The sequence below is a fragment of the Pseudoalteromonas sp. SR41-1 genome (assembly GCF_014164015.1).
In the GTDB taxonomy this organism is placed as follows: Bacteria; Pseudomonadota; Gammaproteobacteria; order Enterobacterales; family Alteromonadaceae; genus Pseudoalteromonas; species Pseudoalteromonas distincta.
In genome coordinates, this window is the sequence record NZ_JACJEK010000011.1 from 81,699 (window position 1) to 94,664 (window position 12,966).

Annotated in this window: 12 protein-coding genes; 5 read left to right on the plus strand and 7 right to left on the minus strand. The window is 39.1% G+C overall.

Annotation, left to right across the window (positions count from 1 at the left end):
- Positions 1 to 96 precede the first annotated feature (96 nt).
- The 4 genes from H5118_RS11400 to H5118_RS11415 all read right to left on the minus strand — a co-directional run bounded on the left by H5118_RS11400 (position 97) and on the right by H5118_RS11415 (position 3,359).
- Positions 97 to 1,935, minus strand: a complete 1,839-nt coding sequence (locus H5118_RS11400) for a DUF4105 domain-containing protein (RefSeq protein WP_182748876.1) — start codon at positions 1,933 to 1,935, stop codon at positions 97 to 99.
- A gap of 79 nt (positions 1,936 to 2,014) precedes the next feature.
- A complete protein-coding gene (locus tag H5118_RS11405; protein ID WP_002962856.1) occupies positions 2,015 to 2,497 on the minus strand; it encodes a DUF3015 domain-containing protein in 483 nt (160 codons plus the stop codon).
- Between the two features lie 170 nt (positions 2,498 to 2,667).
- Complete coding sequence (locus H5118_RS11410; protein ID WP_002962855.1) at positions 2,668 to 3,057, minus strand: hypothetical protein; 390 nt, start codon at positions 3,055 to 3,057, stop codon at positions 2,668 to 2,670.
- The gene (locus H5118_RS11415; RefSeq protein WP_002962854.1) at positions 3,054 to 3,359 is read right to left on the minus strand and encodes a hypothetical protein; all 306 of its coding nucleotides are present in this window, start codon (positions 3,357 to 3,359) and stop codon (positions 3,054 to 3,056) included. The genes H5118_RS11410 and H5118_RS11415 overlap by 4 nt, the downstream gene beginning before the upstream one ends.
- Before the next feature lie 273 nt (positions 3,360 to 3,632).
- Here H5118_RS11415 and H5118_RS11420 point away from each other — a divergent pair, with 273 nt between their 5' ends.
- The 3 genes from H5118_RS11420 (at position 3,633) to H5118_RS20640 (ending at position 4,904) form a co-directional block, all read left to right on the plus strand.
- Positions 3,633 to 4,052 (plus strand): VOC family protein, encoded by a 420-nt coding sequence (locus H5118_RS11420; protein ID WP_010554617.1) that lies wholly within the window; start codon positions 3,633 to 3,635, stop codon positions 4,050 to 4,052.
- 437 nt (positions 4,053 to 4,489) lie between these two features.
- Positions 4,490 to 4,687 (plus strand): hypothetical protein, encoded by a 198-nt coding sequence (locus H5118_RS20635; RefSeq protein ID WP_240915878.1) that lies wholly within the window; start codon positions 4,490 to 4,492, stop codon positions 4,685 to 4,687.
- A 58-nt stretch (positions 4,688 to 4,745) separates the two neighbouring features.
- Complete coding sequence (locus tag H5118_RS20640; protein ID WP_240915877.1) at positions 4,746 to 4,904, plus strand: hypothetical protein; 159 nt, start codon at positions 4,746 to 4,748, stop codon at positions 4,902 to 4,904.
- 2 nt (positions 4,905 to 4,906) lie between these two features.
- Here H5118_RS20640 and H5118_RS11430 read toward each other — a convergent pair whose 3' ends face one another.
- Positions 4,907 to 6,511: a diguanylate cyclase gene (locus tag H5118_RS11430; protein WP_182715586.1), complete on the minus strand. Its 1,605-nt coding sequence runs from the start codon at positions 6,509 to 6,511 to the stop codon at positions 4,907 to 4,909.
- 75 nt (positions 6,512 to 6,586) lie between these two features.
- The gene (locus H5118_RS11435; protein WP_182696153.1) at positions 6,587 to 7,483 is read right to left on the minus strand and encodes an AraC family transcriptional regulator; all 897 of its coding nucleotides are present in this window, start codon (positions 7,481 to 7,483) and stop codon (positions 6,587 to 6,589) included.
- 185 nt (positions 7,484 to 7,668) lie between these two features.
- Here H5118_RS11435 and H5118_RS11440 point away from each other — a divergent pair, with 185 nt between their 5' ends.
- Both H5118_RS11440 and H5118_RS11445 read left to right on the plus strand, forming a co-directional pair.
- On the plus strand, positions 7,669 to 8,814 hold the full coding sequence (locus H5118_RS11440; protein WP_002962851.1) for an iron-containing alcohol dehydrogenase: 1,146 nt from the start codon (positions 7,669 to 7,671) through the stop codon (positions 8,812 to 8,814).
- Between the two features lie 483 nt (positions 8,815 to 9,297).
- Positions 9,298 to 9,744: a DoxX family protein gene (locus tag H5118_RS11445; protein WP_039490309.1), complete on the plus strand. Its 447-nt coding sequence runs from the start codon at positions 9,298 to 9,300 to the stop codon at positions 9,742 to 9,744.
- A gap of 52 nt (positions 9,745 to 9,796) precedes the next feature.
- On the opposite strand, the gene H5118_RS11450 is transcribed toward H5118_RS11445, so the two are convergent.
- The gene (locus H5118_RS11450; RefSeq protein WP_182748878.1) at positions 9,797 to 12,883 is read right to left on the minus strand and encodes a beta-galactosidase; all 3,087 of its coding nucleotides are present in this window, start codon (positions 12,881 to 12,883) and stop codon (positions 9,797 to 9,799) included.
- Between the last annotated feature and the right edge of the window lie 83 nt (positions 12,884 to 12,966).

Genomic DNA, 12,966 nt, shown 5'->3' on the forward strand with positions numbered 1-12,966 from the left:
AATTAAAGAAGTGAAAATTGAACGTGTATTGAGTAAAGTTTTATATACCCACAAGCGCTGTAAAAATAATTGAGCCCTTATGGGTATATGCAATGATTAAAAGTAGTATTGAATTGCAAATTTAGCCGATGTACTACTTGTATACCAATGTTGGTTTTTAAGTTCAGTACGTATAGATAAATTACGTGATAAGGAGTAATTCCACTTTATTGCAAAGTCACTGTGTTTATCTGCTTGGCCATCTATTAACCATGTTATGTTTGCTGTAAGAGCGAGTTTATGACTGTTATTTATTTGCCATATTGCACCAGCTTCACTACCAATGCCTGTTGTTAGGTTGTCTGTTATGTCACCATTATTAAATTCAACTTGGCCAAGTAAATAGCCGTGTAACGTGTTTGGGTTACCGATTGATTTTCCGTATCCACCTTTAGCAAACCAACGACCTTGTTGAATATTATTATTAGGCTGACGATCAAAGCCCATTTTAAAGTTCCAAGACCAGCTATCAAACACGCGGTTATCGGGTGCAAGTGACATAGCATCTAATAAATAAAAATGCTCAAGTCGCGTGTTACCCTTATCGCTTATGGCTCCTTCAATATCAAAAAAGCTAATTTGAGCACCAGGAATAAATCCAGCTGAGCTATCTAATAAATCATGGTATGCAAGGCGATACGCAAAGCTTGTTAAGTCACTTTGATGGGCGTACTCAGTTCTTCCAAGCGTTACTTTAGAAGATCCATGACCTTGCTCTGGAGAAGCAATAGGACGACTTGGCTTAGTAAATGGCGAAGCTACTTTATATTTGCTGCGCATTAGTAGTAGCTTAGTTAGTCGCGGTGCAATTTCTTCACGCTTTAATGCTTTATCGTAAAATTCAAAATTTAACCATTCATACGCCATTTCTAATATTGCGACTAATTGCGACTGTGAGTAATTAAGAGTATTGAGGGAGCCACCTTGCATTAACTCTCTTGCATCATCAAGTTGTTCGTTAGTCATTTGAGTAGAGTAATGGTAAAGCTTAGTGCCAAAAGCAGGGCGGTAATTAGGAGTTTGTAGTAAGTTGTTATTTCTTAGTACTGCAACGGTATCTGATGGAATAGCTTGCATATTAAATGACGATGTTAAATCAAGATCCTCTTGTGCGAGTTGTAATAATGCAAGTAATTGGTAGGAGCAGTTTTCATCAATAAAAAAGTAATCAAATGTAGCTGATTGTAGCTCCCATAAGTGCAATAAAATAAGCTCTACTTGTGGCTCAGATAAATTAAGTTTGTATTCCCAAATATCACGAGATTCTAAATCATTATATTCGCGTACTTTTTTATAGTACGGCATAAGCGAAAATTTACCAGGATAGCTGCCAATCAGGCCTTTTAGTGCGTACATAGCTGCATTGTCTGAGCCGTTTGGTTCTGCTGCAAAATTAACTGCGAATGCGAGCAACTCTTTATGGCGGGTCTGATCTTTTGCATCAATACGAAGTAAGGTGTGACCAAACATTGATGATGGGCTATTCATAAATGCAGTAGGAAAAACTAACGTAACCCCTTTTGGGTTGATTATTTTTTGCCACGCCTGAAGCTCTGGGCAATTAAGCGCGGGCCAGTTATTTTTAATTTTTGTTTTTAGCCATTTATAGCGTGCTGGAAACCGACAGCGAGATTGTGTTGTTTTTGGGTCAGTATTTTTACCACTAAATGCGGCTATAGTGGCTTCAAGTTCGTCCAGTGGACTTGTTTTACCTATAGGAGATAAAAAAAACTCAGCACTATCTACTTCACTTTTCCAACCACCTAATGTGGCCCCACGGTAATGACCTAATTTGAGCCAGTAAGGGTCGGTTGCTAAGGTGTCATTTTTAAAACTTTGAGCGTTTACGTAAGTACTAAACAGCGCAATTGATAAAACAAAGAATATTTTTTTCATAATCACTAAACAATAAAAGCCGCTAGAGAAATACTCCAGCGGCTTTATTTATACGTATAAAACCGGCTAATTTAGCTGATTAAGAAAGAGTATAAGAAGCAAGTTGTGCGTTACTTGCAAGAACAGTGTTTAGGTTTTCTAAAACTGTTTGCGAAGTTACGTTTTCAGAAGTAAATACTGAAGAAAACTGTGCTTGAGCAAGCGCGTTGAATGCTGCTTTATCTTGATCTGCAACACCCCAAGCTTCAGCTAGAGTAGCTAAAGTTTCGCCTTCACCTTTTGACATATCACGAGCAAGTTGCTCCATGTTACCGTCAATGAATAAAGCAATTTTTTCTGAAGAAGTTACTGTACCAGTACCATCACAACCTAAAGTACCAAAAGTGATACCAAAAGTTTGGTTACCAGAAGTACCGTTTGTTGTAGCGCCTAAAATTTTAACGCCTTTACCTTGCTGACCTGCAAATAACATAGAACCAAGACCACAACCAATATCTTGGTCAGCCATAGCATTTGAGAAAGGTAGTAAAGATAGTGCAGCTACTGCGATTAGTTTTTTCATTTTCATAAATCCATATATGATTGTCTTTATTTAGGGTAAATAAAGTTCGCGAAAGATTCTAACAGACTTGCAGAGAAAAAGAACAGCTTAAAACATGAATATTTTACACTCTAATTTCTCTACTATATTAAAGCGAAAGCTGGGAGAAACTAGACCAGCTCAATAATTTTTTATTGAACTGGTGGTGGTTTTTTACTTCTTGGGGCACCTAACAAAATACAGGTATGGCAAATACATACAGATAAAAATGCACTAATACCTAGTGCACCACCGTAGCCGTCAAGTTTTGGTACAAGAAATTCAAATAATATTGAAAATAAAACAGATGAGCTTGCTACCGTATAAATACCAAAACGATGCGGGGCGCTCATGCCAATAAATGTACCGCCAAAAAATATAATCGCGTATAAATCGGGGTTTAAATTCAATGCGCTAAAAATTAAGTAAGCAATAATAGAAAGTGAAGAGGATGCTCTTATACCATCAAAGCGACTATGTTTAGCTAAGTAAAACGTTAAAAAAGCACCAAGCAGTACAAGTAATGGGTATTCAATACTCATAGTACGATTCCTTTAGCTAATACAAAAAGTGCCACGCTTGCAAAAGCGACACTGCCAAGTTTGCCACCAAAGCCTGTAAACATATTCATAGTAAGCACATACAAACTTGAGCCAATAAGCGAAATAATAGCAATTTCCCAGTAACTGGTAATTAAATGGGTTGAACACATACCGGCAAAACTACCAGCATAAATTGCAGCATAAGGATGGTTTTTATAACGCGCAGGAAAAGGAATAAAAGAGCCAATAAGCCCCGTTAGCGCGGCAGAAATTACTAAAGGCAGTGCAAAAGTAGTGTGCATAGCAAAGCAAGCTACAAAGCCTAAAAAGAAAGTAATGAATTTTAAAAGTAAGAATTTAATCATAGCGGCGCATTTTAAACTAATCCTTTTGCGCTTTCTAATACTCTCTAACAAATAAATGTTATAAGTAATTACACATTTAAAAAGCGTGTTTTTTAAACGACTCTTAGGTATTAAATATGCTTAATAGCGTTGCTGTTAATGTTCTATAAATCACAAATTATGTATAATGGCGATAATTTAATGTATTAAAGTGTTAACCAAGGGTTATTTATGTCTAACTGTTTGCATCTGGCTATTCCGGCTGGCGATTTAAAAGTGGCTAAAGCGTTTTATTGCGACGTACTAGGCTGTAAAACGGGTAATAGTGAAGAAGGTCGCTGGGTAGATATAGATTTTTGGGGCAATGAACTTACCTTACACCAAAGCGTTGAGCGCCTACCAACAGTTCGCCATGATGTTGATATGGGAGCCGTAGCAGTACCTCACTTTGGTATTCACTTATCTGAAGATGAATTTAACGGGTTAAAAACACGTATTGAAGATGCGGGTATTGAATACCTAGATAAACCATACCGCCGTTTTATTGGTGATGAGTTTGAGCAAGAAACGTTTTTTATTGAAGATCCAAATGGCAATGTGCTTGAAATGAAAACCATGGTAAACCCAGAGGTTTTATTTAAAAAAGTATAAATGCTGTTGCTTAAGTTAAGCTAAAAAACCACTTCAATAAGTGGTTTTTTTATAACTATTAATCAGTGTTTTGATAAATTAGTTAATATTTACAGGTAAAAAAATTACGCTACATACATGATTTTTATTCACTCTACAATATAAGTATAGACACCTAGACTTAATTTCAGCTCTCATATTTTATTGTTATTTATGCTGCTTAAACTCATAATTGCACCTTTGCTTATTTTACTAATAACATTCGCCCAAAAACGCTTTGGTAGTTTTGTTAGCGGCATAATTCCTGGTTTGCCTATTACCTCTGGCCTATTTCTTATTTTATAGCATTAGAACAAGGTAAATTATTTGCAGCTAACTCAGCGGTGGCCTCTCTTTATGGTATGAGCGGTATAGGCTTATTTTGTTTTAGTTACTTGGTTGTTTCACAAAGATTTGGAATGCTTAAATCGCTTTTTACAGCGTTGAGTATTTGGTGTGTATTTAGCGTTATTACTTTATTTTTACCAGTGAATATTATTGTGGCGAGGGTGATTTCGCTTTGTATTTTACTCGGTTTAGCTATTATCTCTACAAGGCTAAATATATCAGTTGATGCAAAACCATTAAATGCCCGCTGGGAGCTTTTGGTAAAATGATATTAGTGACGGGCTTTATCGTACTTGTTACGTTTATATCACAGCATATAGGGTCTGCGTGGAGCGGTTAATCTCTACCTTTCCGGTTATTTTAGCGGTAATGGGTAGTGTTGCCCACTTTATTGGCAAACAAGCCTCAACGTTATTTACTATTATTTTTAGCCACTATATAAACCGTAAGCAGTTTGCTAAGCCAGCTACGGTTTTAAATACTTAAAGCTAGCTATCAACTAAAGTGAGCGGCTTTACTTTACGCTGTAGTTTTTCATGATACATAGCGGTGTCGCCGGCTTTTAAAATTTCGTCAATATTTTTAGGAGGCTCACTAAATACGCTGCTACCAATGCTTGCCTTTATAGCAATAGGCTGGTCGTTATGCGTGATGGCGAGTTTATCTAACTCTATTTTTAGATGGTGTGTTTTTGGGCTTACTTGCGCTTTGCTGTAAAAGTGGGCAAGTACTACAAATTCATCGCCGCCTAAGCGGCCGACTGCATCGCTGGTGCGTACAATACTTTTTAAACTGGCGGCTACTTTACATAAAGCTTCATCGCCTACGGCATGCCCATAATTGTCGTTTATCTGTTTAAAGTCATCTAAATCTATATACATTAAACATAAAACTCCGCCTTTTTTTGCATGCAGCTCAATCAGCTCTGATGATTTTTTACCCCAGCCACGGCGGTTTAAAATGCCACAAAGGTGATCGTAATCGGCTTCGGTTTCGGCGCGTTTTTGTGCGATTCGCATACGGCTAATACGCCTAGAAACAGCTACTGCTAGTAAAAATGACTCCACAGCGAAAGCCAAAATAAATCCGTAACGTTGCATAAATGGGCTTTGATTAATAAGTAATACTCTAAATATCATGCTTACGAGCACCAAGCTCAATGCTACAAAAACAAGCGTTGCTTCGCGTATTCCTTTGCGAGCCTGTTGTGCCGCTAAAACAAAAATAACAGTCACAATAATTAATGAGCCGTAAGCCATGATGTTGCCAGCTATTTGCCAAATCAAAGTGTTACTGAACAATATTTTTATTAAAGAAAAGCACATAACAATACCGGCCATAATTTTTAAAATCTTACTTGTTTTTGGCCATCTATTGTTTAGTTCAAGTAATGCGCACATAAACCATGTAGCACTGAGTACTGTTAAACCTATGCTGAGTAAGTATAAATCAAATAGGAGTGATGAAACGTGGTCAGTTATAAATAAATAGAGTTGGCCTTCTTGAAGCAAAATAAAGCTGCCAATACAAAAAATATAAGCGCTGTATAGCTTAAATATCTTGTCGTGAAGCCTGTAGCCCATTATAAATACGTAAAAAATGAGTGTGATACACAGCCCATAAAAAGCACCCATAATGAGATTATGTTGCTGTGTTTCTTTAAAAAAAACTTGTGTATTTTGCCACTTAAAGCGTGGTGTATAGTTAAGTTTTGACTCAACTGTAATAATGGCTGTAAAGTTTCCTGAGTCCATTAAAAATGCCACTTGTGCCGATTTTAATGGCTGCTTTATTACACCGTTTTGCTGCCATGTAAAATCATCAAGACCTGGGCGCAAAAACGAAAGTACGCCGCCACGCTTTAACAAGCAGTTAAGCTGAAATTGGTTTGTACCGCGTTTTGCCTGAAGTTCAGAAGTTGTATTAGGTTGTAAAGATGATGGAGGGGACTGACTATTTAAGGGGGTAATATCGCAAAAATCGCCTGCATTGCTATTAAATGCTATTAAGTAAATAAAAAAAAGAAATACGTATTTAGCACCTCCGTGTAAAATATTAGGAACTGTATTTTTATGATGTTTTTTGTCAGCCATAAGCACTTCCAAGCTCAACTACATTTTTTTATACTAGCAGAGCCCACCTATTTAGCTATTAGTTAATTAGTTAAATTAACTGTGTAATTGAGTTAATACTTCGCTAGGTGTTTTATTAAAGTGGCGTTTAAATTCGCGGCTAAATTGCGATGGGCTGGTATAGCCAACCTTTAATGCAGCTTCGTTGGCTTTACTTCCACTAGTGGTTATAAGTTCTTTAGCCTTAGCTAAGCGTACTTTTTTTAAATACTGTAGAGGGGATTCAAACGTTACTTGCCTAAAAGCACGATGAAACGACGATACGCTCATGTTTACATCTTCAGCTAACCCTTCAACCGTAATTTGATTGGCATAACTACTGTGCATAGTTGAGAGCGTGCGGGCGATACGTGCATAATGCCCATCATGCATAGCAAGCCCTATTAAAGTATGTCCTTGTGGACCACAAAGTACGCGATATACCAATTCTTTTACTATATCCTCGCCAAAAATGTCAGCCTCAATGGGGTTATTTAAAACAGCTAATAACCGGTGAGTAACGAGCTCCATTGCTGTATCTAAAGTTGCCGACTGTACTGCGCCAATTTGTGCAGAAGACGATGATGCTGAAAGAGGCTTATGCTGCATTATTTGATTAACGAGTTTGTGTAGCATTGCAGGGTTTATATCTATGGCAATGCCCATAACAGGTAAGTCGTTATCAGTAAATGCTTCACACTCTAATGGCACCGGTACGCCAAGGACTAAGTAGTCGCCTGCGCCGTATTTTATTTGATGTTCAGGAAAGTGAATTATTTTATGACCTTGCCCAACAATAATAATACCTGAGTTATATATAAGCGGCTGGCGCGGCGAGCTTTTAGTTGCTCGATGAAAATACACGCCTGGAATGATAGTTTCCATGGTGCCTTCAAAGCTGAGTAATTGATTATGCTCGGCGTATTGTTGCAACATATTGGCTATGGTGGGCATAAAAGGCATCTTTAATTGAGTGTATTTTACGTAAAATAACAATGTTAGTAGTTTTAGGCAAGCTTTTGCGAGTTATTGGGCTTTTTTTATGTTTGTTTTGCTACTAATATGCACTCATTGGAATTTAGCTTAGCTAGTGTCTAAGCATTCTATTTAGTATTTAACCGTCACCTAGGAGCAAAATAATGAAATTTAGCTACGTAAATCCAACTCTTATCCAATTCGGTCAGCAACAAATTGCGGCACTATCTGATTTGATCGCAAAAGATCAAAAAGTACTTGTAGTGTACGGCGGCGGTTCAATTAAAAAGAACGGCGTGTACGACCAAGTTGCAGCAGCACTTGAAGGCTTTGACTGGGTTGAGTTTTCGGGCGTTGGCGCTAACCCAACAATTGAAGTGCTAGACCAAGCAGTAAAAATTTGTAAAGAACAAGATATTGACTTCGTATTAGGCGTAGGCGGCGGTTCAGTGATCGACGGCGTTAAATACATTGCCGCATCAGCCGTTTATGATGGCGAAGGTTGGGATATTCCTACTGGTAAGCATACTATTACTAGTGCATTACCAATCGGTGCAATATTAACATTGCCTGCAACGGGTTCTGAATCTAACCAAAACTCAGTTGTGAGCAAAGAAGCAACGAAGCAAAAACTACCGTTTGCATCACCAGAAGTACTTCCTAAATTTGCGATTATGGACCCTGATGTAATGAAAACATTACCGCAGCGCCAACTTGTGAATGGCTTAGTAGATGCATGGGTTCATACATGTGAGCAGTACCTAACATTCCCTGAAACGGCATTAGTTCAAGAAGGTTACGCTGAAGCACTTTTAAGAACGCTTAAAACATTAGGCGATAACTTTGAAAACCAAGATGACGCATGGCGTGCAAACCTTATGTGGGCTGCTAACCAAGCACTTAATGGTTTAATTGGTTCTGGTGTATCGCAAGATTGGGCAACACACATGATTGGTCACGAGCTTACAGCGGCTTACGGTGTTGATCATGCACGTTCACTTGCTATTGTTCAGCCTTCTTTATTACGTAACCAATTTGCAGTTAAAAAAGCAAAGCTTGAGCAAATGGGTAAAAACGTATTTGGTCTTGAGCAATCTGAAGATTTAGCAGAGAAAACAATTGCAGCAATTGAGGCGTTTTACCATAGCCTCGACGTAGCGACCCAGCTTACTGAACATGGCGATGATAAAGCCGCTGCTATTGACAATATTATTGGTAAACTTGAAGCTCACGGCATGGTTGCTCTTGGCGAAAACCAAGCTATTACGCTAAAAGAAAGCCGCGAAATTTTAGAGCAAGCGGTTGCTTAATTTTCAAAGCTAAGCGCTTACTTAAATATACTAGGGCGTGTTGATCTTTGGTGGGTGAATTTGCAGCAGTATGTTTGGTTTTTAGGCAAGGCGGAGCCTATGTAGTGTGGTTATTCCCCATGAATAGGCGATAACGCAGCATAAATACCAAACATGCGCTGCCCTTTGGGTTCTTTCTAGGGACGATTAACTCTTTGTTGCTCGGTTTTTACTTAGCCCACTAGGTTACAAACCTCGCGCCGCGATTTAATCGCCCCTAGATTGAACAAATTTCAATCCACAAAGATCAACACGCCCTAAGTAATACGTTAATAAAAAACCGTCAACCTTTGGGTTGGCGGTTTTTTTATGGATTATTATAAATACTGCGTTGCTAATTAACCAATAAATTTCGTATTAATGTTTTTTAATGATGATAGTAAACTGTGCTCAACGGTTAGGAAAAACCTAACGATTAAATAAATTTAAACAGGACTAAAACTCATGAAATTACTAAACACATTACTTAGCTCAAAAGCAGGCGTAGCAGCATTAATTTTACGAGTACCAGTTGGCCTTATTTTAGCGGCGCATGGTGCACAAAAGCTATTTGCTTGGTTTGGCGGTTACGGGCTTGAAGGTACAGGCCAATGGATGGCGAGTATTGGTTTAGAGCCTGGCTATTGGTTAGCAATGATGGCAGGTAGCGCTGAGTTTTTTGGTGGCATTGCATTAGCAATTGGTTTGTTAACTCGCCCAGCTGCTGTAGTTGCCGGCTTTACTATGCTGATTGCTATTTTTAGCGTACATATTAGTAATGGCTTATTTATGGCAAACAATGGCTATGAATACGCATTAACTTTACTAGTAGTAACTGTAGTTTTAGCAATTCAAGGAGCGGGAAGCTTTTCTCTTGATAACGTATTAGCTAAAAAGCTCGCTAATAAATAGAGTGTGTTAATTAAAAAAATAGCGGCCAATTTGGCCGCTATTTTTGTTTAAATTATTCAGCAGATAATGTTAAAGAATAACTGTACTGCTTTTGCTCAAGTAAATATTCTTTATGGGTACTTGGGCTCCATGAATCATCGCCACCAACCCCCATATGTTGATGATCAATGTGTACATGTACGCAATCATCAGCAATGAGTTCGTTAGTGTGTTTCGCTTGCGTTAACATACTTTGCGAATACTCACTGGCGGCAAATAAAAACGCACCGGTTACGGTTAAATTATTAATACTCAGTAATTGGCAATCACTACGCAGGCCATTATCAGTTGGGAAAATATACGGGGTATGTAGCTCATTTAAACTTAAGCTGTAATAACCTAAACGTGCTGCGGCTTTGCGATCTGGGTAGTTTTCAAAAGGCCCTAAACCACGCCAGTTTACTTTTGTATCGCTTTGCTTGTTAAGCGTTGTACTTAGCCCTATACGCGGCATTGGCGGAAGTGTATCGTTTAAGTGCACATCAACATTTAAGCTAATATTGCCGGTATTATTTAGTGTATATAGCCATTGTGTTTTTGCTTGTAGCACGCCGTTAAATTCATAATTAAATACACAAGTAATACGTATATCAACGCTTGATTGAACTGCGTGAATTGAGCTACATGTGCGCTGCCATTGCCCTATACCTGCACGTAACCAACGTGCCTCCCATGCATTAGGGTCTAGGTTATCTACTTCGCTTACGCCTATGTCGTTATCAAGCGGGGCGCGATAAAAGTTATCAACCAGTGGGCTACTAATAACCTGAGTATCGTTTTGTAACCACTGCTCTATAAGCCCTGATTGCTTGCTAAAAACAAGTTTAAACTTATCGTTTTCAATACATAGGTGGGAGTCGGTTTCGTTAACACTTATAGCGCTTTGCTCTGTAGTTGATGCAAATGATTCACTGTTTAAATTATTACTATTTATAAGCTTAAACTGCTCGGTGTTTAATACATGCTCGGCACTTGCAAAGCTACAATCGTTAATTAGTGCTACATCTAAATTAAGGTGGTATTGCGCACCTTGCTCAAACGTTGTTTTAGTTTTAATTGTTAACGTGTGTGTACTTTGCGGAGCAATATTAAGTACATGCTCGCCTTGTTCAACACAGATGCCATTTTGCATTAACTGCCAAACGAGCTTTTCGTTATCTGTGTGTCTAAATACGTAATCGCTAAATATATCAATGGTGTATTGATTTTTAGTTTGCTCGCGCAGCGTAAATTGTAAATGCTGCTGGCTGTATTTTGCTTCAAACAGGCTAGGGTGCGGCGTGCGGTCAGGGAATAATAAGCCGTTAATACAAAATTGGCGGTCATTTAGTTCATCACCAAAATCGCCGCCGTAAGCCCAATAATGCTCACCATTTTCATCAGTTTTAGATAAACCTTGGTCTACCCAATCCCAAATAAAGCCACCTTGCAGGCGAGGGTATTCTCTAAATGCTTGCCAGTAATCGTCAAAGCTACCTAGGCTGTTACCCATTGCATGGGCGTACTCACATAAAATAAGCGGGCGCGTTTCACCCGGTAGGCTTAGCCATTTTTTTATTGAATATTTTGGTACGGCGTCATCGGCAACATGTGTATCTACACGGGCATACATAGGGCAAATAATGTCGGTTGCTGTGGTATTTGCGCCGCCACCTTCGTATTGCACTGGGCGAGAAGGGTCAAAGCTTTTTGACCATCCGTACATAGCATCGTGGTTGGCGCCGTGTCCGCATTCGTTACCCAGTGACCAAATAATAATAGAGGCGTGGTTTTTATCGCGCTCAACCATTTGTGTATAGCGCGACATAAATGCGCCAGCCCACTGCGGATCGCTTGCCAAACGCCCCATAGGAAACATGCCGTGGGTTTCTATGTTTGCTTCGTCCACTACGTATAAACCTAGCTCGTCACACAGCTCGTAAAAACGCGGGTGGTTAGGATAGTGAGCAGTACGCACGGCGTTAAAGTTATTTTGCTTCATCAGCTTAATATCTTCAATCATATCGGCGGTAGTAACTGTATGGCCGTTTTCTGGGTGATGCTCGTGGCGGTTAACACCGCGAATTAGTAGCGGTTTGCCGTTTAAGCAAAGCTGCCCGTTAAGCATTTCCACTTTTCTAAAACCAATGTTATAGGCTTCAACATCTACTGTGTTGCCTTGCTCATCTAGCAGGCTTACAACGCAGCGGTATAAGTATGGGGTTTCGGCGGTCCACTTTTTAGGGCTTTGTATATCAATTGTTTGAAATACAACATCGCTCCAGCCGCCTTTTTCATCAACGCGTTTATTGTTAGTGCTTTGTATGTCTGGCTCGCAGAGTGCTTGCTCATTATCAAAAACCTGTACTGCTACTTGGTAGTTATTTGGCGCATTTATCGCGGTTTTTATATGTAGCGTTGCATCGCGATAGCAAGCGTCTAAATCGGGGGTTATAAACACATCACGTATTTGGTTTTGTGGTTTTGTAAGTAAGTTAACATCGCGAAAAATACCGCTTAGCCACCACATGTCCTGATCTTCTAAATAACTGCCATCGCTCCAACGAATAACCATAACCGCAATACGGTTGGTGCCTACTACTAACAGTTCGCTTAAATCAAATTCGCTTGGTAAGCGGCTATCTTGTGAGTAGCCCACCCACTGACCGTTACACCAAAGGTGAAACGCCGAGTTTACGCCTTCAAAAATAATATGGTTACGCTGCGCTAATTGATCCGGTGTAATAGTAAACTCAGTGCGGTAGCAACCTGTTGGGTTATCGCTTGGTACAAATGGCGGGTTAACTGCAAATGGGTATTTAACATTACAGTAAATTGGTTTATCAAAGCCGTGTAATTGCCAGTTAGAAGGCACTGTAATGCTTTGCCAGTCTTTGCTTAGTGTTTCACTTAGTAATGACTCATCAACCGCTTCGGGTTTATCAAATAATTTAAAATCCCATTGGCCGTTTAAACTTTGTTTTTGTGATTGTGTGTTAGTACGGGCATGGTCAACGCTTTTAAATCCATTGAGTGGGCTGTGCGCTTTTACTTGATTAACTTGTACTGAAATTGGGTTTTCCCAATCACGGCGATTAATTATGTGTTGTAGTGAGTTCATTAGTGTCCTATTGCATGTATGGCAATTATAGTGGCTTAAATATAGCTAAAATAATGCGTTGGGGTTATGCTTAAAGCTCTCTT